General features: G+C 70.4%; 21 protein-coding genes. 12 read left to right on the forward strand and 9 right to left on the reverse strand.

Annotated elements, in window-relative coordinates; genetic code table 11:
• Together COA17_RS01170 and COA17_RS01175 are read left to right on the forward strand one after the other, a co-directional pair.
• The gene (locus COA17_RS01170; RefSeq protein WP_096609649.1) at window positions 1–972 is read left to right on the forward strand and encodes an SDR family NAD(P)-dependent oxidoreductase; all 972 of its coding nucleotides are present in this window, start codon (window positions 1–3) and stop codon (window positions 970–972) included.
• The gene (locus tag COA17_RS01175; RefSeq protein ID WP_096609651.1) at window positions 969–2,009 is read left to right on the forward strand and encodes a mannose-1-phosphate guanylyltransferase/mannose-6-phosphate isomerase; all 1,041 of its coding nucleotides are present in this window, start codon (window positions 969–971) and stop codon (window positions 2,007–2,009) included. The genes COA17_RS01170 and COA17_RS01175 overlap by 4 nt, the downstream gene beginning before the upstream one ends.
• 3 nt (window positions 2,010–2,012) lie before the next feature.
• On the opposite strand, the gene COA17_RS01180 is transcribed toward COA17_RS01175, so the two are convergent.
• Window positions 2,013–2,903: a LysR family transcriptional regulator gene (locus COA17_RS01180; protein WP_096609653.1), complete on the reverse strand. Its 891-nt coding sequence runs from the start codon at window positions 2,901–2,903 to the stop codon at window positions 2,013–2,015.
• Window positions 2,904–2,991: 88 nt separating this feature from the next.
• Between COA17_RS01180 and COA17_RS01185 the strand changes: the two genes are divergently transcribed.
• The 7 genes from COA17_RS01185 to COA17_RS01215 all read left to right on the forward strand — a co-directional run bounded on the left by COA17_RS01185 (window position 2,992) and on the right by COA17_RS01215 (window position 10,105).
• Window positions 2,992–4,491 carry a CoA-acylating methylmalonate-semialdehyde dehydrogenase gene (locus COA17_RS01185; protein ID WP_066484297.1) on the forward strand — a complete coding sequence of 500 codons (1,500 nt, stop codon included), beginning with the start codon at window positions 2,992–2,994 and terminating at the stop codon, window positions 4,489–4,491.
• Between the two features lie 14 nt (window positions 4,492–4,505).
• Window positions 4,506–5,045, forward strand: coding sequence for a hypothetical protein (locus tag COA17_RS01190; RefSeq protein WP_096609655.1), 540 nt, complete (start codon window positions 4,506–4,508; stop codon window positions 5,043–5,045).
• A gap of 241 nt (window positions 5,046–5,286) precedes the next feature.
• Window positions 5,287–6,432: an acyl-CoA dehydrogenase family protein gene (locus tag COA17_RS01195; RefSeq protein ID WP_096609657.1), complete on the forward strand. Its 1,146-nt coding sequence runs from the start codon at window positions 5,287–5,289 to the stop codon at window positions 6,430–6,432.
• Window positions 6,429–7,496 (forward strand): enoyl-CoA hydratase/isomerase family protein, encoded by a 1,068-nt coding sequence (locus COA17_RS01200; protein ID WP_096609658.1) that lies wholly within the window; start codon window positions 6,429–6,431, stop codon window positions 7,494–7,496. Before COA17_RS01195 ends, COA17_RS01200 begins: the two co-directional genes overlap by 4 nt.
• Before the next feature lie 102 nt (window positions 7,497–7,598).
• Entirely contained in the window at window positions 7,599–8,375 is a 777-nt protein-coding gene (locus COA17_RS01205) for an enoyl-CoA hydratase (RefSeq protein WP_096609660.1), read from the forward strand.
• Window positions 8,376–8,420: 45 nt separating this feature from the next.
• Window positions 8,421–9,305, forward strand: a complete 885-nt coding sequence (gene mmsB / locus COA17_RS01210) for a 3-hydroxyisobutyrate dehydrogenase (RefSeq protein WP_096609662.1) — start codon at window positions 8,421–8,423, stop codon at window positions 9,303–9,305.
• A gap of 104 nt (window positions 9,306–9,409) precedes the next feature.
• The gene (locus tag COA17_RS01215) at window positions 9,410–10,105 is read left to right on the forward strand and encodes a TetR/AcrR family transcriptional regulator (protein WP_066484282.1); all 696 of its coding nucleotides are present in this window, start codon (window positions 9,410–9,412) and stop codon (window positions 10,103–10,105) included.
• A gap of 164 nt (window positions 10,106–10,269) precedes the next feature.
• On the opposite strand, the gene COA17_RS01220 is transcribed toward COA17_RS01215, so the two are convergent.
• The 4 genes from COA17_RS01220 to COA17_RS01235 form a co-directional block, all read right to left on the reverse strand.
• A complete protein-coding gene (locus COA17_RS01220) occupies window positions 10,270–11,820 on the reverse strand; it encodes a DHA2 family efflux MFS transporter permease subunit (protein WP_096609664.1) in 1,551 nt (516 codons plus the stop codon).
• Window positions 11,821–11,884: 64 nt separating this feature from the next.
• Window positions 11,885–13,081, reverse strand: a complete 1,197-nt coding sequence (locus COA17_RS01225) for an HlyD/EmrA/EmrK family protein (RefSeq protein ID WP_096609666.1) — start codon at window positions 13,079–13,081, stop codon at window positions 11,885–11,887.
• On the reverse strand, window positions 13,078–14,481 hold the full coding sequence (locus tag COA17_RS01230) for an efflux transporter outer membrane subunit (RefSeq protein ID WP_070321548.1): 1,404 nt from the start codon (window positions 14,479–14,481) through the stop codon (window positions 13,078–13,080). The genes COA17_RS01225 and COA17_RS01230 overlap by 4 nt, the downstream gene beginning before the upstream one ends.
• Window positions 14,469–14,945: a MarR family winged helix-turn-helix transcriptional regulator gene (locus COA17_RS01235; protein ID WP_245857332.1), complete on the reverse strand. Its 477-nt coding sequence runs from the start codon at window positions 14,943–14,945 to the stop codon at window positions 14,469–14,471. Before COA17_RS01235 ends, COA17_RS01230 begins: the two co-directional genes overlap by 13 nt.
• Before the next feature lie 104 nt (window positions 14,946–15,049).
• Here COA17_RS01235 and COA17_RS01240 point away from each other — a divergent pair, with 104 nt between their 5' ends.
• Window positions 15,050–17,932, forward strand: coding sequence for a M16 family metallopeptidase (locus COA17_RS01240; protein ID WP_096610681.1), 2,883 nt, complete (start codon window positions 15,050–15,052; stop codon window positions 17,930–17,932).
• Between the two features lie 35 nt (window positions 17,933–17,967).
• On the forward strand, window positions 17,968–18,267 hold the full coding sequence (locus COA17_RS01245) for a hypothetical protein (protein ID WP_066491965.1): 300 nt from the start codon (window positions 17,968–17,970) through the stop codon (window positions 18,265–18,267).
• Window positions 18,268–18,321: 54 nt separating this feature from the next.
• Here the strand turns inward: COA17_RS01245 and COA17_RS01250 are convergent, their stop codons facing one another.
• Complete coding sequence (locus COA17_RS01250) at window positions 18,322–19,116, reverse strand: alpha/beta hydrolase (RefSeq protein ID WP_217990982.1); 795 nt, start codon at window positions 19,114–19,116, stop codon at window positions 18,322–18,324.
• Between the two features lie 187 nt (window positions 19,117–19,303).
• On the opposite strand from COA17_RS01250, the gene COA17_RS01255 reads away from it, so the two are divergent.
• Window positions 19,304–20,002: an aspartate/glutamate racemase family protein gene (locus COA17_RS01255; protein WP_096610685.1), complete on the forward strand. Its 699-nt coding sequence runs from the start codon at window positions 19,304–19,306 to the stop codon at window positions 20,000–20,002.
• A gap of 10 nt (window positions 20,003–20,012) precedes the next feature.
• On the opposite strand, the gene COA17_RS01260 is transcribed toward COA17_RS01255, so the two are convergent.
• From COA17_RS01260 to COA17_RS01270, 3 genes are read right to left on the reverse strand one after another with little or no spacing between them, the layout of a single operon-like run.
• Window positions 20,013–21,083, reverse strand: a complete 1,071-nt coding sequence (locus tag COA17_RS01260) for a 5-(carboxyamino)imidazole ribonucleotide synthase (protein ID WP_096609670.1) — start codon at window positions 21,081–21,083, stop codon at window positions 20,013–20,015.
• A complete protein-coding gene (gene purE, locus COA17_RS01265) occupies window positions 21,080–21,556 on the reverse strand; it encodes a 5-(carboxyamino)imidazole ribonucleotide mutase (RefSeq protein WP_096609672.1) in 477 nt (158 codons plus the stop codon). The genes COA17_RS01260 and purE overlap by 4 nt, the downstream gene beginning before the upstream one ends.
• Window positions 21,557–21,609: 53 nt before the next feature.
• Window positions 21,610–22,611: an LLM class flavin-dependent oxidoreductase gene (locus tag COA17_RS01270; RefSeq protein ID WP_096609674.1), complete on the reverse strand. Its 1,002-nt coding sequence runs from the start codon at window positions 22,609–22,611 to the stop codon at window positions 21,610–21,612.
• Window positions 22,612–22,640 lie beyond the last annotated feature (29 nt).

The following is a 22,640-nucleotide window of genomic DNA, read 5'->3' on the forward strand; positions in this document are numbered from 1 at the left end:
ATGACCATCCTCGTCACCGGCGCCGCCGGGTTCATCGGCCATGCCGTCGCGCATCGCCTGCTGGACCGCGGCGACAGCGTGATCGGGATCGACAATTTCAACGATTATTACGACCCCGCGCTGAAGGAAGCGCGCGCCGCCAGCTTCGCCGACGTGCCCGCGATGCGGATGGTGCGCGGCGATATCGCCGATGCGGAGATGGTCGCGGCGCTGGTGCGCGACCATGGCGTCACGCGGATCGTCCACCTCGCCGCGCAGGCGGGGGTGCGGTACAGCATCGACAATCCGTTCGCCTACGAACGCTCGAACCTGGCGGGGCATCTGTCGCTGCTGGAGGCGAGCCGCCATGCGCCGGGGTTCGAGCATCTGGTCTATGCCTCGTCCAGCTCGGTCTATGGCGACCGGCCGCTCAACGGCGGCGGGTTCAGCGAGGACGATGCCGCGGTGAACCCGGTATCGCTCTACGCTGCGACGAAAAGGTCATGCGAGCTGATGAGCGATGCCTATGCCACGCTCTACAAATTCCCGCAGACGGGGCTGCGCTTCTTCACCGTCTACGGCCCGTGGGGGCGGCCGGACATGGCGATCTTCGGCTTCACGCGGAAGATCCTGTCGGGCGAGCCGATCGAGGTCTATGGCGAGGGGAAGATGGCGCGCGACTTCACCTTCATCGACGATATCGTCGACGGGGTGGTGGGCGCGCTGGACCACCCGCCCGAACGCGGCGCGCACCGCGTCCTCAACATCGGCGACAGCCACCCGGTCGGGCTGATGGACATGATCGGGACGCTGGAGGCGGCGCTGGGCCGCACCGCGATCAAGCACATGCGCCCGATGCAGCCCGGCGACGTCACCGCGACCTTCGCCGACGTGTCGAAGCTTCACGCGCTCACCGGCTATCGACCGAAGGTGATGCTGGGCGAGGGGATCGGGCGGTTCGTTCAATGGTATCGGGAGTTCTACGGCGCATGACGCAGATCGTTCCGGTGATCCTGTCGGGCGGATCGGGGACGCGGCTGTGGCCGCTGTCGCGGGCGGAGAAGCCCAAGCAGTTCCTGTCGCTGACCGCGGCGGAAACGATGCTGCAACTCACCGCGGCGCGCGCGCGGGGGGCGGGGTTCGCCGCGCCGGTGGTGGTCGCGAACGCCGCGCATGCCGACGAGGTGGAGGCGCAGCTCGCCGCCGCGGGCGCCGAGCCGCAGGCGCTGGTGCTGGAACCGGTCGGGCGCAACACCGCGCCCGCGATCGCGCTGGCGGCGCTGTCGGCGGACCCGGACGCGGCGCTGCTGGTGATGCCGTCCGATCATGTCATCGCCGATGTCGATGCGTTCCACGCCGCGATCCGCCGCGCGCTGCCGCTGGTCGAGGATGGCTGGCTGGTGACGTTCGGGATCACCCCGGACGCGCCCGAGACCGGCTATGGCTATATCCAGGTCGGCGAGGAGGTGGCGGCGGGCGTCCACCGCGTCGCGCGCTTCGTGGAGAAGCCCCGGCGCGATGTGGCGGAGGCGATGCTGGCGGCGGGGGACCATGCGTGGAACGGCGGGATCTTCCTGTTCCGCGCCGATGCCTTCGTCGCCGCGCTGGAACGGTTCGCGCCCGCGATGCTGGCGGCGGTGCGCGCGTCGCTGGACGCCGCGCGGCGCGAGGGCGCGCGGGTGTGGCCGGATGCCGATGCGTTCGCGGCCTCGCCGTCCGATTCGATCGACTATGCGGTGATGGAAAAGGCCGACCGCGTCGCGGTGGTGCCGGTGGCGATGGGGTGGAGCGACGTGGGCAGCTGGGACGCGCTGCACGCGATCAGCGAGGGCGACGCGCAGGGCAATGTCGTCAGCGGCGACGTGGTGGCGCTGGACGCGGCGAACTGCCTGGTGCGGGCCGAGGGCGTGCGCGTCGCGATCGCCGGGGTCAGCGACTTGATCGTGGTGGCCAGCGGTTCCGACGTGCTGATCGTCCCGCGCGGGCGCAGCCAGGACGTCAAATTGCTGCTGGATGCGATGAAGAAATAAGCCTCAGCCTAGCAATTCGGCGCGGTGGCGCGCAACCAGATCGGCCAGCCATGCGCGAAAGACGCGGACGCGCGCGAGGCGGCGGGTGTCGCGATGGGTGACCAGCCAGAAGGCGCGGCGGATCGATATGTCGGGCAGCACCCGCACCAGAGCGGGGTTCGCGCCGGCGATGAAATGCGGCAGCACACCGATCCCGGCCCCCGATTCGATCAGGCGCGCCTGCGCCTGGATGCTCGACGAGCGCAGGTGCGGGACGAGTCGCGCGTCGATATCGTCGAGGTAGCGCAGCTCCGGCGCGTAGAGCAGGTCGGGGATATAGCCGACCAGACGATGCGCGGTGCCCAGCGTCGCGCGCGTCGGCGCAGGGTGCCGGGCGAGATAGTCGCGGGCAGCGTAGAGGTGCAGCGCGTAATCCGACAGTTTCGCCGCCACCAACGGGCCGCTGCGCGGGCGCGCGAGCAGCACGGCGACGTCGGCCTCACGCCGCGACGGACTGAGAAAGCCGCTGCTGGCGACCAGATCGACGGTCAGCCCGGGGTGCTCCGACGCGAAGGCGGGCAGGTGGCGCGCGACGAAGAAGGCGCCGAACCCCTCCGACACGCTGACGCGCAACACCCCGGTCAGCGTCCCCGCCGCGCCGTCGCTGGCGATCGCGTCGGCGGCGCGCGCCATGCGTTCGACCTGCGCCAGCAGCGCCTCGCCCGCCTCGGTCAGCACCTGCCCCTCGCGCGTCTGTTCGAACAGCGTGCGGCCCAGCCGCGCCTCCAGCCGGCGCAGGCGGCGGCCGATCGTGGTGGCATCGACCCCCATCGCCGCGGCGGCGCGCGCCAGCTGCCCCGATCGCGCGATGGCGAGGAAATCCTGCAGGTCGTTCCAGGGCACCGGCTGCGTCATTGCAGGTGAGCGTTGCAGAATTGCCGCTTGCCTGCAACGCGTCGGCGGGCGCACACCCCGCCGCACGAGATGGCAGGAGAGAGACACCATGCGCACGATCGACCATCATATCGTGGGCGGTGCGGCTGGTGCCGCGGCGCGCACCGGCGAGGTATTCGATCCCAACAGCGGACAGGTGCAGGCGCGCGTCGCGCTGGGCACGACCGCCGATCTGGACCGCGCGGTCGCCGCCGCGCAGGCCGCGCAGCCCGGCTGGGCGGCGACCAACCCGCAGCGCCGTGCGCGCGTGATGTTCCGCTTCAAGGAACTGGTCGAGGCGAACATGGAGGAGCTGGCGCGCACGCTGTCCAGCGAACATGGCAAGGTGATCGCCGATTCGAAGGGTGACATCCAGCGCGGGCTGGAGGTGATCGAATTTGCCTGCGGCATCCCGCACGTCCTGAAGGGCGAATATACGCATGGCGCGGGGCCGGGGATCGACGTCTATTCGATGCGGACCCCGATCGGCATCGGCGCGGGGATCACCCCGTTCAACTTCCCGGCGATGATCCCGATGTGGATGTTCGGCGTCGCGATCGCGTGCGGCAACGCCTTTATCCTCAAGCCGAGCGAGCGCGACCCGTCGGTGCCGGTGCGGCTGGCCGAGCTGATGCGCGAGGCCGGGCTGCCCGAGGGCATCCTGCAGGTGGTGCACGGCGACAAGGAGATGGTCGACGCGATCCTGGACCATCCGGCGATCGGCGCGATCAGCTTCGTCGGATCGAGCGATATCGCGCATTACGTCTACCGGCGCGGCGTGGACGCGGGCAAGCGCGTGCAGGCGATGGGCGGGGCCAAGAACCACGGTATCGTGATGCCCGACGCCGATCTGGACCAGGTGGTCGCCGACCTGTCCGGTGCGGCGTTCGGTTCGGCGGGCGAGCGGTGCATGGCGCTGCCGGTGGTGGTGCCGGTGGGCGAGAAGACCGCCGATGCGCTGCGCGAGAAACTGATCCCCGCGATCGCCGCGTTGCGCGTCGGCGTATCGACCGATGCGGAGGCGCATTACGGCCCGGTGGTGAACGCGGCGCACAAGCAGCGCGTGGAAAACTGGATCCAGACCGGCGTGGACGAGGGCGCGGAGCTGGTGGTCGACGGCCGCGGCTTCACGTTGCAGGGGCATGAGCAGGGCTTCTTCATCGGCCCGACGCTGTTCGACCGCGTCACCACCGACATGAGCGCGTATCGCGAGGAAATCTTCGGACCCGTGCTCCAGATCGTGCGCGCGCCCGATTTCGAAACCGCGGTGCGGCTGCCGAGCGAGCACCAATACGGCAACGGCGTCGCGATCTTCACCCGCAACGGCCATGCCGCGCGCGAATTCGCCGCGCGCGTCAACGTCGGCATGGTGGGCATCAACGTGCCGATCCCGGTGCCGGTCGCCTATCACACGTTCGGCGGGTGGAAGCGCAGCGCGTTCGGCGACACCAACCAGCACGGCATGGAAGGCGTGAAATTCTGGACCCGCGTGAAGACGGTGACGCAGCGCTGGCCCGACGGCGGCACCGGCGAGGCCGCCAATGCGTTCGTCATCCCGACCATGGGGTGATGACGGGGTAAACGATGATGCCGGCGCCAGTTTCGATCCGCTTCGCAGCGCCTGGGCGCGGGGTGCCGGCGTTGTTGCTGGCCGGGTTGCTGGCGGCCTGTTCGTCGCCAGACGCGGACTATGGGAATGTCCCCGTCCCGGAGCGCGAGGCGGAGGCGCAGCAGGCGATCGAGGCGGCGGCGGCCACGAACGGCGTGCGGGCGACCGCGCGCACCGGCGTGCCGATCCAGGCCAGGCCGCTGACCGCCGCGCGCGGCCGCGCATTGCCGGCGGATTATCAGGGCTATTGGGGGGTGACCCCCGACGATTGCGAGCTGGCCAATACCGCGGCGACCGGCCGCATCAACATCGACGCCGACACGATCCGTTTCCACGAAGCGAAGGCGCGGGTGCAGTCGATCGCGCTGAGCGACCCTTACGCGCTGAGCGCCGAGCTGCGCTTTTCGGGGGAGGGCGCGGGCTGGACGCGGCGCAACGATTTCCGGCTGGAGAACGGCGGTACGGTGCTGGTACGGCGGGACGGCGCGCAGGTGGTGCGGTACGAGAAATGCTAGGGCGGCGCGATATTCGGACTCAACCCGTTCAACGAATCCTCAGGGCGAACGGACGGGAATGTCGATACACCTGGGGGCGGATCACCCGTCGCCTGCCTGCCGTTCGTGCCAAGGAGAGGTCGAGCTTGTCGACGCCTCGTCCCGAAGCATATGCGCCGCGGTGCGTGATCGGGCGGACCGGGATGCCGACATGTCCTGTCGTTCGGCGAGGAAACAACGCGGCCCATAACGGGATGAGGACATGACCGACCAATTCGACCTGACCGACGACCAGCGCGAGATCCAGGAGCTGGCACGGCGCTTCACCGCCGACCGGATCACGCCGTTCGCCGCGGAGTGGGACGAGAAGCACGTCTTCCCGCGCGACACCATCAAGGCGGCGGCAGAGCTGGGCTTTGCCGCGATCTACGTCAGCGAGGAATCGGGCGGGATCAATCTGGGGCGGCTGGAAGCGGCGCTGATCATGGAGGCGATGGCATACGGCTGTCCCGCGACCAGCGCGTTCATCTCGATCCACAACATGGCCGCATGGATGATCGACCGGTTCGCCGACGCCGATCTGAAGGCGCGCTACCTGCCCGATCTGGTCACGATGGAGCGGATCGCCAGCTATTGCCTGACCGAGCCGGGTTCCGGATCCGATGCGGCCGCGCTGAAGACCAGCGCGCGGCGGGACGGCGACCATTATGTCGTCAACGGCACCAAGCAGTTCATTTCCGGCGCGGGCGAGAACGAGGTGTACGTCACCATGGTCCGCACCGGGGCGGAGGGGCCGAAGGGCATTTCGTGCCTGGTGATCGACAAGGACATGCCGGGCGTGTCGTTCGGCGCGAACGAGCGCAAGCTGGGCTGGCACGCGCAGCCGACGCGGCAGGTGATCTTCGACAACGTCCGCGTGCCGGTCGCCAACCGCGTCGGCGCGGAGGGCGAGGGGTTCCGCTTCGCGATGATGGGGCTGGACGGCGGGCGGCTGAACATCGGCGCCTGTTCGCTGGGCGGCGCGCAACGCTGCCTGGACGAGGCGATCGCCTATACGAAGGACCGGCAGCAGTTCGGCAGGCCGGTGGCCGATTTCCAGAACACCCAATTCACGCTGGCCGACATGGACACCGAATTGCAGGCGGCGCGCTACCTGTTGTACGTCGCCGCGGCGAAGGTGACCGCGGCTGCCCCCGACAAGACCCGCTTCGCCGCGATGGCCAAACGGCTGGCGACCGATACGGGATCGAGCGTGGTCGACCGCGCGCTGCAACTGCATGGCGGCTACGGCTATCTCATGGACTATCCGATCGAGCGGTTCTGGCGCGACCTGCGCGTCCATTCGATCCTGGAGGGGACGAACCAGGTGATGCGGATGATCGTCGGTCGGGAGCTGGTGCGGGCATGACGGGCGAACTGATCGTTGCGACCGAGGGTGCCGTCGGACGCATCCGGCTCAACCGGCCGAAGGCGCTCCACGCGCTGACCACCGCGATGTGCACGGGCGTGCTCGACGCGCTGGAGGCGTGGCGCGAGGACGCGGGCGTCCGCTGCGTGGTGATCGACCATGCGCCCGCGCCGGACGGCGACCCAAAACTGTCCAGAGGATTCTGCGCGGGCGGCGACATCCGGATGCTGGCCGACAGCGGGGCGAAGGACGGGGCGGAGGCGCGCGCGTTTTTCCACACCGAGTATCGCATGAACCACCGGCTGTTCACCTATGCCAAGGACACCGTCGCGTTCATGGACGGCATCACCATGGGCGGCGGGATGGGGATCAGCCAGCCGTGCCGGTTCCGCGTCGCGACCGAGAATACGAAGCTGGCGATGCCCGAGACGGGGATCGGGCTGTTCCCCGATGTCGGCGGCGGCTGGTATCTGTCGCGGCTGCCGGGGCGGATCGGGCAGTATCTGGCGCTGACCGGGCATCGGCTGGACGGCGCGGAATGCCTGGCGCTGGGGCTGGCGACGCATTTCCTCCCCGCCGACCGGGTGGAGGAAGCCAAGGCGGCGATCGCGGCGCGGCCCGACGACGTGGCGGCGGTGCTGGACAGGCTGTCGGTGGAGCCGGGCGCGGCGGCGATCCTGGTGCAGCGTGGGCATGTCGACCGGCTGTTCGCATCGGACCGGCTGGAGGAGGTGTTCGCGGCGCTGGCGGCGGATGACGGCGATTTCGCGCGCGCGACGCTGGCGACGCTGAACACCAAATCGCCGCAGACGATGAAGGTCAGCCTGAAGCTGCTGCTCGACGGGCGCACGATGCCGACGTTCGAGGACGAGATGCGGCAGGAATATGCGGTGGGCAGCCGCGTGGTGCAGCGCCACGATTTCCTGGAGGGCGTACGCGCGGTGATCGTCGACAAGGACAACGCGCCGCGCTGGAACCCCGCGACCCCCGAGGGGGTGAGCGATCATGTGATCGACCAGATCTTCGCGCCGCTGCCCGACGACGAGGCGTGGACGCCGTACTGACCGTTACCGCGGCGAAGGCCGGGGTCTGGTGCCGCCAGCTGGGCGATCCGTTGATGAAGACCCGAGCCTGCGCTGGGGTGACGATCTTGAGAGGGACAGAAAATGGCCGAATATGAAACGATCCTGGTCGAACGGCGCGGCGCGGTGACGCTGGTCACGCTCAACCGGCCGCAGGCGCTCAACGCGCTCAATTCGCAGGTGCTGGCCGACCTGCTCGCCGCCTTCGCCGCGTTCGATGCCGATGCGACGCAGGGGTGCGCGGTGCTGACCGGCAGCGATAAGGCGTTCGCCGCCGGCGCGGATATCAAGGAAATGGCCGCGCAGGGCTTTGCCGACATGTACGGCACCAATTTCTTCGGCGGCTACGAAACGCTGACGCGTACGCGCAAGCCGGTGATCGCGGCGGTCGCGGGCTATGCGCTGGGCGGCGGGTGCGAACTGGCGATGATGTGCGACTTCATCCTGGCGGCGGACACGGCGAAGTTCGGCCAGCCGGAGATCAAGCTGGCGGTATCCCCCGGCATGGGCGGATCGCAGCGGCTGGCGCGTGCGGTCGGCAAGGCCAAGGCGATGGAGATGTGCCTGACCGGGCGGATGATGGACGCCGCCGAGGCGGAGCGCGCCGGGCTGGTCAGCCGCATCGTGCCGGCCGCCGACCTGGTCGAGGACGCGGTGAAGACCGCCGCGACGATCGCGGCAATGGCGCCGCTGGCGGTGATCGCGAACAAGGAGATGGTCAACGCCGCCTATGAGACGACGCTGTCGGCGGGCGTTCAGTTCGAACGCCGGCTGTTCAACGGCCTGTTCGGCACCGCCGACCAGAAGGAGGGAATGGCCGCCTTCGTCGAGAAGCGCGCGGGGCAGTGGACGGGCAAATAGACCGCGGCGTTCGTCGGAACGGGATGGATCGGAGAGGATAATATCATGGCGCGGGTCGGGTTCATCGGGCTGGGCAACATGGGCGGCGGGATGGCCGCGAATCTGGCGAAGAAGGGGCATGACGTGCGCGCCTTCGACCTGTCGGCCGAGGCGCTGGCGCGGGCGGAGGCGGCCGGGTGCCTTGCCGCCGACAGCGCCGCCGCGGCGGCCGAGGGCGCGGAGGCGGTGGTGACGATGCTGCCCGCCGGCGCGCATGTCGAGCAGGTCTATGCCGACAGCCTGGCCGGGGTGGCGGCCTCGACGATCCTGATCGACTGTTCGACGATCGACGTGACGACCGCGCGGCGCGTCGCGGAGGGTGCGGCGACGCGCGGCATCGCGGCGGTCGACGCGCCGGTCAGCGGCGGGATCGCGGCGGCCAATGCCGGCACGCTGACCTTCATGGTCGGCGGCAGCGCGGAGGCGTTCGAACGCGCGCGCCCGTTCCTGGAGGACATGGGCAAGGCGGTGGTCCATGCCGGCGCCAGCGGCGCGGGGCAGGCGGCGAAGCTGTGCAACAACCTGATCCTGGGTTCGACGATGATCGCGACCTGCGAGGCGTTCGTGCTGGCCGAGCGGCTGGGGCTGGACGCGCAGACCTTCTTCGACATCGCCAGCAAGGCCACCGCGCAAAGCTGGTCGATGACCAGTTACTGCCCGGTCCCCGGCGTCGGCCCCGAATCGCCCGCCGACCGTGATTACCAGGGCGGGTTTGCCGGCGCGCTGATGCTGAAGGACCTGAACCTGGCGATGGCGGCCGCCGCCGACGCGCATGCCGAGGTGCCGATGGGCGCGCGCGCCACCGAACTCTACACCGCCTTTGCCGAGGCCGGGCGGGGCGGCGAGGATTTCTCCGGGATCATCCGGATGCTGGCCGAAGCGGCCGGATAAGGCCCGCCGTCATCGCCCTCTTGCCAGTGGCTCCGATCCGGGCATAACCTCGATTATGACGGGCCGCCGCACAGGACGGTCCGCGACAGGAGGGGATGCCAGCGATGCCGAGCCAGGAGGTGGCGGCGGTGGACGACGGGCGCACGCCGCCCGCACGCCCGCGCAAGCGCGGCACGACGTCGCGGCCGCGTGGTCGCCATTCGGGCGACGTGCTGCTGGACGCGGCCAGCGCGCTGATGATCGAGCGCAATTCGATCACCATCACCTTCACCGAGATCGCGGCGCGTGCCGGGCTGAATTCGGCGCTGATCCACTATCGCTTCGGGGGGAAGGACGGGCTGTTCCGCGCGCTGATCGAGCGGGACGTGGGCGGGACCTTCCCGATGCTGGCGGACCTGGTCCGCGCCGACCTGCCGGCGGTGCGCAAGCTGGACCTGCATATCCGCGCGATCACCCAGACCTATTTCGACCATCCGTACATCAACCGGCTGGTCGCGGTGCTGGCGCAGGACGTGGAGGGGGAGGGCGCGCGCTTCGTGTCGGAGCGTGTCGTCCGCCCGCTGCACGAGGCGCAGGCCGCGATCCTGGCGCAGGGGCAGGCGGAGGGGGTGTTCCGCGCGGTCGATCCGATGCTGTTCTATTTCTCGCTGATCGGCGCGTGCGACCATCTGTTCCAGGCACGCTATGCGCTGAAATGGGCGTTCGCGGTCGGCGACATCGACGACACGCTGCGCCGCGATTACGCGCAGCACGTCCTGGGGCTGCTGATGGGCAGCCTGATGGTGCGGCCGGGGGAATAGCGGGCGGGGCCCGTCCACAGAAGAAGTTTGGTTCACGCGAAGACGCGAAGATGTAGAATGCGACGCGAAGCATCCTCACATTCGCAGCCGATCATGATGAGGCCACTACGTGGCGAGTAGCGATACATCTTCGCGTCCTCGCGCCTTCGCGTGAACCCCGCTTGCTAGTCCGCCGCGACCGGCCCTGATGGCGCCGACGGGCGGCGGCATAGCCAGACGAGGACGATCAGCGATCCGGCCAGCCACGCCGACAGGCGGAACAGGTCGGTGGAGGCGAGCAGATACGCCTGCCCGACCATCTGCCGCGTGACCGCGCCCGCCGCCTGCGCCGCGTTCAGCCCCATGCGCTGCAGCTGTTCCGCCGCCATCCGATAGGGCACGCCGGTGCCGATCGCCTCGGCCAGCCGGCTCTGGTGCAGCGCCTCGCGCCGGTCCCAGGCGGTGGTGATGATCGACGCGGCGAAGCTGCCCGCGACGATGCGGCAGAAATTGGAGATGCCGGTCGCCGACGGCAGCCGTTCGGGCGGGATGCGATCGAGCGAGATCGTCAGCATCGCCAGGAAGAACGTGCTCATCGACACGCCCTGCACCAGCAGCGGCAGCACGAAATCGGAGAAGCTGGCCTGCGTGGTATAGCCCGACCGCATCCAGTAGCTGACCGCGAAGCCGCCGAACGCGATCGTGGCGAGGATGCGTGCATCGACCTTTCCCGACAGGCGCGCGACGAACGGCGTCAGGACGACCGCCACGACGCCGCTGGGCGCGGCCACCAGCCCGGCCCAGGTCGCGGTATAGCCCAACTGCGTCTGGAGCCACAGCGGCAGGATCAGAATGTTGGCGAAGAACACCGCATAGCCGAGCGCGAAGGCGAGGTTGCCGATCCAGAAATTGCGCCGCGCGAACAGCGTCAGGTCGACGGTGGGATTGGCGTCGGTCAGTTCCCAGATCACCCAGGCGACGAAGCCGATCGCGGCGACGATCGTCAGCACGACGATGGTGGGATCGTTGAACCAGTCGGCATTCTTGCCCAGATCCAGCATCACCTGCAATGCGCCGACCCACAGGACCAGCAGCACCAGCCCGATCGTGTCGATCGGCAGCTTCATTGTCGGCGTCTCGCGCGATTTCAGGTTCGTCCAGCACACGATCGCGGTGAGCACGCCGAAGGGCACGTTGATGAGGAAGATCCACGACCAGTGGAAATTGTCGGAGATATAGCCGCCCAGGATCGGCCCCATGATCGGCGCGACCAGCGTGGTCATCGACCAGATGCCGAGCGCGGTGGCGCGCTTCTGCGGCGGGAAGATCGAAATCAGCAGCGCCTGGCTGCCCGGCATCATCGGGCCGGACACCGCGCCCTGGAGGACGCGGAAGGCGATCAGCGAATTGAGGCTCCACGCCACGCCGCACAGGAACGAGGCCATCGTGAACAGCACCACCGAGGTGCAGAACACGCGCACCACCCCGAAGCGGCGCATCAGCCACCCGGTCAGCGGCACCGCGACGCCGTTGGCGACCGCGAAGGCGGTGACGATCCACGTCGAATTGTCGCTCGACACGCCCAGATTGCCCGCGATCGTCGGCAGCGAGACGTTGGCGATGGTGGTGTCGAGCACCATCATGAACGTCCCCAGCGCCAGCGCGAAGGCGGTGAGGCCGAGCCTGGCGCCGGAGAGGGGCGCGGGGGAGGGGGGCTGCGAAGGGGGCTGGCTCATGCGGCGTCATCCTCACCCTTCCCACCCGGCTGCGCCGGGCGGGGTGCGGGTGACAAAGGGCGGCTCACCGGTTGGCCGCCACGATCCGGCGGATCTCCGCCTCGACTTCGGGCGTGGTGCCCTGCGTCGTGTCGCCGCGGTACGGGGCGGTCGCCGCCTGTGCCAGCCGCGCGCCGCCGCGATCGGCGGTGTCGACCGTGGCCTTCACCGACAGGCCGACGCGCAGCGGGTTGGCGCGCAATTCCTTCGGATCGAGCGCAATGCGCACCGGCACGCGCTGCACGATCTTGATCCAGTTGCCGCTGGCGTTCTGCGGCGGCAGCAGCGCGAAGGCGTTGCCGCTGCCCGCGCCCACGCCGACGACGCGGCCATGATAGATTACGTCGTCGCCATAGGTGTCCGCCACCAGCGTCGCGGGCTGGCCGATGCGCAGGTCCTTGAGCTGCGTCTCGCGGAAATTGGCGTCGACCCACAGGCGGTCGAGCGGGACGATCGCCATCAACGGCGTGCCGGCGGCGATCTGCTGACCGACCTGCACGGTGCGCTGCGCGACGACGCCGTCGATCGGCGCGGTAATGCGCATGTGCCCGCGCACGATCGCGGCGCGGCGATAGGCGGCGATCGCGGCAAGGACCGCGGGATTGGTGTCGACGTCGGTGCCCTGCACCGCGCTTTGCGTCTGGCGGCGCTGTTCGCGGGCGAGCCGCAGGCTGGCGGCGGCGACCTTCACCGCATCGGCGGCGTGATCCAGTTCCTCGCCCGATACCGCCCCTTGCGCGGCGGCGCCGCGGCGGCGGGCGTAATCGTCCTGTGCGCGCGACAGCTGCGCCTGCGCCTCGACGATCGCGGCATCGGACTGGCCGACGCGCGCGACATCGGCGCGGGTGGCGCGGACCGCGCGCGCCAGTTCGGCGGCGGCGGCGGCCAGGTTCACCTCGGCGGTGGTCGGGTCCAGCTCGATCAGCGGCTGCCCGGCCTTCACGCTCTGCGTATTGTCGGCGTGGAGCGCCAGCACCGTGCCCGGATCGCGCGCGGTGATCGCGACGACGTCGCCCGCGACATAGGCGTCGTCGGTCTCCTCCTCGGGCTTGGCGAGCAGGAAGTGGAACACCGCCCAGACGATCAGCGCGACCAGCAGCACCGCACCCAGCACGGCGAAGGCGCGGCGACGACCCCTCGGGTTGCCGGTGGGGGCGGGGGCCGGGGTGGGGGCGGGAGGCTCCGGGCTCTCGGCGGCGGCGGGAACAGGCGTGTCGGTCATCGGGCGAGGTCCTGGACGGGGGCGAAGCCGCCGCCGAGTGCGGTGGCAAGCTGGGCGCGCGCGGCGAGCGCGTCGATCGAACGGTTGGCGGCGGCCAGATCGGCGTCGAGCAGGCGGACGTCGTTGTCGACCAGATCGAGCCGGCTGTTGAGCCCGCTGGCGACGCGCACCGCGTTGAGGCGGTTCGTTTCGCCCAGCGCGCGCTGGATGTCGGCGGTGCGCGCCCGCGCGGCATCGGCGGCGCGGACGCGCGCGACCGCGTCCGCCGCCTCGCGCGCGGCGGCGACGACCGCGCCGTTATAGGCGGCGGTGGCGGCGTCGAGCGCGGCGGTGGCGCCGGCCAGATCGGCCTTGCGCCGCCCGGCGTCGAACAGCGGCAGGTGGATCGCCGCGCCCGCGCCGGCGGTGCCCGAATCGAGATCGACGAAATTGGCGAAGCCGACCGCCTGCAATCCCGCCAGCGCCGACAGGTTGATATTGGGGTAGAAGGCGCGGCGCGCGACCTGCCGGCCGGCGGCGGCGGCCTCCACCCGCGCCTGCGCCGCGGCGACGTCCGCGCGGCGCGCGAGCAGATCGGCGGGCAGCACCGCGGGCACCGGCAGCGCGGCATCGTCGGGCAGGCGCGTCGGGCCTAGCGCGGCGGCATAGTCCGCGCCGCGCCCCGCCAGCGCCGCCAGCGCATCGGCGGCCAGCGCGCGCGCGCCATCGGCCTGCACCTGCGCCAGCCGCGCCTGCGCCAGCAGCGTGTTGGCGGCTTCCACGTCGATGCGGCTGGCCAGCCGGTTGCGTTCCCGCACGCCGACCAGCTTCAGCGAATTCTCGCGCGCGGCGATGGTGCGCGTCGCGATCGCGCGCTGGCGTTCGGCGCGTGCCAGTTCGGCATAGGCCTGCACCACCGACCCGGCCAGCATCAGCCGCGCGGCGGCCAGATCATAGGCGGCGGCGCGCGCCTGCGCCGCGGCACCCTCGATCGCGGCTTTCTGTCGGCCGAACAGGTCGAGGTTCCACGACAACCCCGCCTGTCCGGTGCCGAGCGCGCGGACGGTGCCGCGGAAGGGCGGCGGGATGGTGTAGTTGCCCGACAGCCGCGCGCCCTGCACCTGCGCGTCGAGCGCGACGTCCGGCGACCGTTCCGCATCCTGGCGCGCCAGCGCGGCCTGCGCCTGGCGCACGCGCGCGGCCGCGGCATCGAGCGAGGGGTTGCCCGCCAGCGCATCGGCGACGACCCGGTCGAGCTGCGGATCGCCGATCGCGGTCCACCAGTCGGGCGCCAGCACCACCGCCGGCCCCGCCAGCGCCAGATCGGCCGCGCCCTTCGACGCGACCGACGGCGGCGACGCGGGCACCGCGCAGGCGCCGGTCAGCAGCGCGGCGGCGAGCGGGGGGATCAGGCGGCGCATGGGGCGGCAGTCTCCAGCGTGGCGCGCAGCCGTTGCAGCTGCGCGATAAGGGTGGTGATCTCGTCGTGGGTCCAGCCGGTCAGCCATTCGTTCCAGCAGGCGATGACGCGATCGCGGCAGCGCAGCGTCGCCGCTTCTCCCTCCGGCGTCAGCGACAGCTGGATCACGCGGCGGTCGTCATCGTTGCGCAGGCGGCGGACCAGCCCCTTCTGCTCCAGCGTGTCGATCATCCGCGTCATCGCGCCCTTGTCATGCGCCAGATCGCGCGCGAGCGCGGCGCAGGTCGGGGCGCGGCCGAAATGGATCGAGATCAGCGCCGACCAGTGTACCGCGCTCAGCCCCTCATCGGCGAACGCACGGTCCAGATGTGCCATCCCCAGCTGGTTGCACACCTTCACGAGATAGCCGATCGACGAATCGGGATAGAGGTTGGTGGTATCGTAGAAGCCCATCGATCGTTGCATTGGCAATCATTGCATCGGCAGTCAATACCCCGCGTCGCCGCGCTTGCCGGGCGATTGCGGCACGCTATGGTGTCGGGTGTAACCATCGCGTGGAGTATCCCTTCTTGTCGCATCGTTCCGTGCTGGCGGCCGGCGTCGCCGTGGCCGTCCTGGCGTCCCCCTTCGCGATCCCCGCCGCCACCGCGCAGGCCGCGCGCGGCGCGCCCGCCGCCGCGCCCGTCGCCACGCTGGTCAAGGCGGTCGACATCCCCTTCACGCAATTCACGCTGAAGAACGGGCTGCGCGTGATCGTCCACACCGATCGCAAGGCGCCGGTCGTCGCGGTCAGCGTGTGGTATGACGTCGGGTCGAAGCACGAGCCGAAGGGCAAGACCGGCTTCGCGCACCTGTTCGAGCATCTGATGTTCAACGGCAGCGAGAATGCGCCGGGCGACTTCTTCGAACCGCTGGAGCAGGTCGGCGCGACCGACCTGAACGGCACCACCAGTTTCGACCGCACCAATTACTTCGAGACGGTGCCGACCGCGGCGCTGGACCGCGCGCTGTTCCTCGAATCCGATCGCATGGGCTATCTGACCGGGGCGATCACGCAGAACACGCTGGATGTGCAGCGCGGCGTCGTCCAGAACGAGAAGCGGCAGGGCGACAACCAGCCCTACGGCCTGCGCCGCTACAAGCTGACCGAGGGGCTGTTCCCCGCCGACCACCCCTATGGCCATACCACGATCGGATCGATGGCCGATCTGGATGCGGCCAGCCTGGCCGACGTCAAGGAATGGTTCCGCAGCCATTACGGCCCCAACAATGCGGTGCTGGTGCTGGCCGGCGACATCGACGTCGCGACCGCGCGCCCGCTGGTCGAGAAATATTTCGGCGCGATCCCCGCCGGCCCGAAGAGCGTGGCCCCGCCCGCGCCGCTCCCCACCACGCTGCCCGGCCCGGCAGTCGAGGTGATGAAGGACCGCGTCGCCGCGACGATGATCACCAAGGCCTGGGCGGTGCCCGGGCTGAACGACCCGGATGCCGCGCCGCTGGACGTCGCCGCCGGGGTGCTGGGCGGGCTGGCCAGTTCGCGGCTCGACAATGCGCTGGTCAAGCAGGACAAGCTGGCGACGCAGGTGTCGGCCAATTACCAGAATCTGGCGCAGGTCGGGATGTTCGTCATCACCGCGATCGTCCGCCCCGGCGTCGATCCGGCGACGGTGTCGCAACGGATCGACGCGATCGTCGCCGATTTCGTCAAGAACGGCCCGACCGCGGACGAGGTGAGCCGTTACGTCACCGGCAGCGTCGTCGATCGCATCGGCGGGCTGGAATCGGTCGGCGGGTTCGGCGGCAAGGCGGTCGCGCTGGCCGAGGGCGCGCTCTATTCGAACGATCCGGCGCATTACCGCAAGGAGCTGGCCGACCTGGCGGCGCAGACCCCCGCGACGGTGCGCGCCGCCGCGGCGAAGTGGCTGACGCGCCCGGCGTATCAGCTGTCGATCGTTCCCGGCGCGCGCGATGCCTATGCCGAGGCGCAGGCGGCGCCGGCGAAGGACGTGCCGGCCGAGGCGCCCGCGCCCGCGGTGAAGGGCACGCGCGGCCCCATTCCGGGCGTGGCGCAGGTCGCCGACCTGAGCTTCCCGGCGGTGGAGCGCACGCGCCTGTCGAACGGGATCGAGGTGGTCTATGCCCGGCGCACCGCGGTGCCGATGACGCAGGCGGTGATGAGCTTCGACGCGGGCGTCGCCGCCGACGTGGCCGACAAGCTGGGCACGCAGGCGCTGGTGCTGGCGATGCTGGACGAAGGCACGGCGACGCGCAATTCGATCCAGCTGGCCGAGGACAAGGAGCGGCTGGGCGCGGACATCGGCGCGGGCAGCAGCGCCGACCGCAGCACCGTATCGCTGCGCGTGCCGAGCGCCAATCTGGCCGCGGGCGTGCGATTGTGGGCCGATATCGTCCGCAACCCGGCCTTCCCCGACAGCGAGCTGGCGCGCGTCAAGAACCAGCAGCTGACGCAGATCGCGCAGGAGCTGACCAGCCCCAGCGGGCTGGCGCAGCGCGTGCTGCCGACGCTGGTGTCGCCGGGGTCGCCGTATGAGAAGATGCGCGGATCGGGCGATCCGCGTGCGGTGGCGGCGCTGACCCGCGCCGATCTGGTCGCGTTCCGCGATGCCTGGCTACGCCCGGACAAGGCGAAGATCTTCGTCACCTCCGACCTGCCGCTCGCCACGGTGCGCCAGACGCTGGAGGCGCAGTTCGGCGACTGGCGCGCGACCGGCGCGGGCGGGACCAAGGCGTTCCCGGCGACGATCAATTCGGTGTCGCCGCGCATCGTGCTGATCGACCGGCCCGACAGCCCCCAATCGTTGATCCAGGGCGCGATGCAGACCGGGTTGAAGGGCACCGACGACCTGCTGCCGGTGCAGATCGCCAACGAGGCGCTGGGCGGCAGCTTCCTGGGGCGGATCAACATGGACCTGCGCGAGGAGAAGCACTGGACCTACGGCGCGAGCGGCAATTTCAGCCGCAACGCCTTCGCCGCGCCCTATGTCCTGTCGGCGCCGGTGCAGGCGGACAAGACCGGCCCCGCGCTGGCCGCGATGAAGCAGGACGTCGCCGCCTATCTGACGACCGCGCCGATGACGGCGGCGGAGTTCGAACGCTCGATCAACTCGGCCACGCGATCGCTGTCGGGCGAGTTCGAGACGTCGGGCGACGTGCTGACCGCGATGCAGGCCAACGACCTGTATCGCCGCCCCGACGATTATTATGCCACGGTCGCAAGCCGTTACCGCGCGCTGACGCTGCCGCAGGCGACGGGGGCGCTGAAAGGGGCGATCGACCCGGCGAAACTGGTCTGGGTGGTGGTGGGCGATGCCGCGAAGGTGAAGCCGCAGCTTGACTCGCTCGGGCTGCCGGTCGAGGTCATGCCGGCGTCGGCGGTGGCCGGCGGTTCGGCGGCGCCCGCCGCCGCTGCCGCCCCCACCGCCGCGAAGTGAGCACGCACGACGTAACGTACGCAAGGGAGAGCAAGATGGCCGGAGTGGACGGAACCTACGATTGCACCGTGAAGTCGCCGCTGGGCGACCAGAACCTGACGCTGACGGTGAAGGCCGACGGCAACAGCTTCACGGGGCAGGCATCGGGCGCGATGGGCGCCGCCGACGTCACCGGGACGGTCGACGGCAACACGCTGTCGTGGAAGCAGCAGATGACGTCGCCGATGCCGATGACGCTGGATATTACCGCGACGGTCGATGGCGACACCGTGACCGGCAACGTCGGCGCGGGCGCGTTCGGCAGCTTCCCGCTGAACGGCAAGCGCACCGGCTGAGCGGGACCGACGATGATGGCGCGCGGGGGGCGATGGCGTTCCCCCGCGCGCTGTTCATTTCCGACGCGCGCCGTGGCGATCGATCCACGCCGCGATGCGTCCGATCACCTCATCCTCGATCCCGGCATAACCGTGCGGCGTCAGCGATCCGCAATCGTCGTCGCCGCGGGTCGTGCCGCCATCGACATGGACGACCGCGACGTCGGGACTGCGGCGTAGCGCCGCGGCGATGCGCGGGGCCGCGCCCCGCGGGGCGACGCGGCACCGGTCGGCGCGATTGGCGACCACCAGCGCGGGCACGCGCACCGCGGCCGGATCGGCATCGAACACCGTTTCGCCGCTGCCGCCGGGCACCGAAACCGATTCGGTCAGCACCAATCCGGCAAGCGTCCCCGGACGGGCGTGCGCCGCGCCGTTCATCGCCGCGATCGCCCCCTGGCTCGTCCCCAGCAGGAACACCGGCGCCCCCGTCTGCCGGCGGGCGAGCGCGATCAGCGCCGTGACGCGCCGCGCATAGGCAGGCGTGCTGCGCTGTCCGCGCAGGCTGGCGTGGTCGACGGTATCGGGGATCAGCACGGCATAGCCGCGCGCCTTCCACGCCGCGCGGGTGCGCACGACGAAATTGTGATCGTGGCGGATATCGCCGTCGCGCGTCAGCCCGATATCGCCGGTGCCGCCGGGCAGCATGACGATCGCGGCGCGCGGGGTGGGCGGCGCGGCGATCAGCACGCGCTGATCCGTGCCGCCCGCCAGCGGCACATCGACGACCCGTTCGGACGCGGCGGCGGGACACGCGACCGCCGATGCGGCGACGAGGCCGAACGTCGCGACGCGCGAGCGGTGACGCATGATCATTCCTTCCTGTTCCCGGCGGCCGCAGGATACGCACGGCGCGGGCCTGCGGCATCCCCGATCCGTCGACTCGGGTGAAGACGGTGCGGCGATCGGGCAATCGCGCATGTCGGCGTCGGACGGGTTTCGGCCCGCCCACCGTCGCGCTACGGCGCCTCGCGACGAAGCGGCACGGGGAATGATGATGCGGACGATCGGGCTGATCGGGGGGATGAGCTGGGAGAGCTCCGCCGAATATTATCGCATCGTCAATGAAGGGGTGCGCGACCGCGTCGGGCCGACCGCGTCGGCATCCTGCCTGTTGTGGTCGTTCAACTTCGCCGAGATCGAGGCATTGCAGCATCGCGGCGACTGGGACGCGCTGACCGCGCGGATGACGCAGGCGGCGCGCGCGCTGGAGGCGGGCGGGGCGGACGTGCTGCTGATCTGCACCAACACGATGCACCGGATGGTCGATGCGGTGCAGGCGGCGGTATCGATCCCGCTACTGCATATCGCCGATCCCACCGCCGAGCGGATCAGCGCGGCCGGGCTGCGCACCATCGGGCTGCTGGGCACCGCGTTCACGATGGAGCAGGATTTCTACAAGGGGCGGCTGGCGACGCGCCACGGGCTGGAGGTGATCGTGCCCGACGAGCGCGATCGCGCGACAGTCCATCGCATCATCTATGACGAACTGGTCGCGGGGCAGGTCCGGCCCGAATCGCGCGCGGCGTTCCGCGACGTCATCGCGCGGCTGGTGGAACGGGGCGCGGGGGGGGTGATCCTGGGCTGTACCGAGATCATGCTGCTGGTCGGCGATGCGGACAGCGCGGTGCCGGTGTTCGATACCACCGCGCTGCACGCCGCGGCGGCGGTCGACTGGGCGCTGCGCGCGGATTGAGACGCGCGCGTCAGCCCCGCGCGATGCGCGTCACATGCCCCATCTTGCGGCCGTCGCGCGTCTCGCGCTTGCCGTAGAGGTGGAGGTAGGCGTTCGGCTCGGCGACCAGGGCGGGCCAGCGTTCCCAATCGGCGCCGATCAGGTTTTCCATCTCAACATGCGTGCCGATCAGTGCGGTGTCGCCCAGCGGCAGGCCGCAGATCGCGCGGATGTGGTTGGCGAATTGCGAGGTCGCCGCGCCCTCGATCGTCCAGTGCCCGGAATTGTGGACGCGCGGCGCCATTTCGTTGAACACCGGGCCGTCCGCGCCGGCGAAGAATTCGCAGGTCAGCACGCCGACATGCCCCAGCGCATCGGCGATTCGGCCGGTCAGCGCCGCCGCTTCGGTCCATTGCGCCGCGATTTCGGCGGGGGCGGGCAGGGTGGAGCGGTGGAGGATCGCGTCGCGATGCTCGTTCCATGGCGGCGGATAGCTGGTGACGGTGCCGTCGGCCGCGCGCACCAGCACGATCGAGAATTCGTGCGTGAAGGGGACGAACGCCTCCAGCACGGCGGGCGCGCCGATCGCCTCGAACGCGGCATCGGCATCGGCGGGGGAGGAGAGGCGCACCTGCCCCTTGCCGTCATAGCCGAACCGCGTCGTCTTGAGCACCGCGGGGCAGCCGATCGCGGCGATCGCATCGTCCAGGTCGGCGCGGGTGGCGACCGCGTGCCAGCGTGCCGGGCGGCCGCCGACCTGCTCCACGAACGATTTTTCGCGGACCCGGTCCTGCGCGACTTCGAGGCTCATCGGGGAAGGGTGGACGGGTACGCGGTCCGCCAGCCAGCGCACCGGCGCGGCATCGATATTCTCGAATTCGTAGGTGACGACGTCGCATTGCGCGGCGAAATCGGCCAGCACCACCTTGTTGTGGTAATCGGCGCGGGTCAGCGAGGAGGCGGTCTGCGCCGCGACGCTTTCGCGGTCGGGCGCCAGCACATGGGTGCGATAGCCCAGGTCCGCCGCGGCGCTGGCAAGCATCCGGCCCAGCTGCCCGCCGCCCAGGATGCCGATCGTGCTGCCTGGGGGAAGCGCGGTCATGCCGGGTCGGTCGCCACGCCGTCGGTCTGCGCGCGGCGCCAGTCCTGCAACCGCTGCGACAGCGCCGGATCGGCCAGCGCCAGGATCGCGGCGGCCAGCAGCGCGGCGTTGATCGCGCCGGCCTTGCCGATCGCCAGCGTGCCGACCGGGATGCCGCCGGGCATCTGCGCAATCGACAACAGGCTGTCCATGCCCTTCAGCGCCTTCGATTCGACCGGCACGCCCAGCACCGGCAGGTGCGTCATCGACGCGGCCATGCCCGGCAGGTGCGCCGCGCCGCCTGCGCCGGCGACGATCACCTTCAGCCCGCGGTCCGCCGCGCCGGTGGCGTAGTCGTAGAGCCGCTGCGGGGTGCGGTGCGCGGACACCACCTTCGCCTCATACGCGACGCCGAGCGCGTCGAGCGTCTCGGCGGCGTGCCGCATCGTCTCCCAATCGGAGGTGGACCCCATGATGATGCCGACGTGCGCCATCGCGCGCGGTTAGCCGGGCGCGCCGGTGGCGTCCACCCCCTATGCGGGGCGCGTCAGGCGGCCGCGCGGTCCAGCGAGCGCATCGCCTCCGCGGTCAGCGTGACCGACCGCTTGCGCGCGTCGTGATCGTAGATCGCGCTGGCGACCATCACCTCGTCGACGCCGGTGCGCTCGACGAACGCGGCCAGCCCGCGCGCGACGTCGTCGCGCGTGCCGATCGCGCTGGCGGACAGGACATGGTCGAGGATCGCGGCATGGGCGGGCGGCAGCGTGGCGCGATAGCCCTCGACCGGCGGGCGCATCCGCCCGGGATTGCCGGTGCGCAGCGCGAAGAACGACTGCTGCTGCGACGTCGCGATCAGCTCCGCCTCCGCACGGGTATCGGCGGCGAAGACGTTGAACCCGGCCATCGCATAGGGCCGGTCGAGTACTGCGGAGGGACGGAAATCGCGGCGGTAGATCGCCAGCGCCTGGTTGAGCGCATCGGGCGCGAAATGCGACGCGAAGGCATAGGGCAGGCCGAGGATCGCGGCGAGCTGCGCCCCGAACAGGCTGGAGCCGAGGATCCACAATTGCGGCCGCGCCCCCGCGCCGGGGGTGGCGCGGATGCCGGTGCGCCCGTCGTCGGCGAAATAGCTTTGCAGCTCGACGACGTCGTTGGGGAACTGGTTGGCATCGCTGTTCAGATTGCGGCGCAGCGCCTGCGCGACGCGCTGGTCGGAACCGGGCGCGCGGCCCAGCCCCAGGTCGATACGCCCGGGGAACAGCGCGTCGAGCGTGCCGAACTGCTCGGCGATCTGTAGCGGCGCCGAATTGGGCAGCATGATCCCGCCCGCGCCGATGCGGATCCGCGAGGTCGCGTGGCCGACATGCGCGATCACCACCGCGGTGGCGGCCGATGCGATCCCCTCCATCCCGTGATGTTCGGCGACCCAATAGCGGTCGAAACCGACCGCCTCGGCATGACGCGCGAGGTCGGCGGCGTTGGCGAGCGACTGCGCCACCGTACCGGTGTCGGTAACGGGGACGAGATCGAGCAGGGAAAGCCGTGTCATGTCAGCAAAGTGGGGATGCGCGGCGCCGG

Origin of the sequence: Sphingomonas ginsenosidimutans (assembly GCF_002374835.1) — a bacterium.
Classification (GTDB): Bacteria; Pseudomonadota; Alphaproteobacteria; order Sphingomonadales; family Sphingomonadaceae; genus Sphingomonas; species Sphingomonas ginsenosidimutans.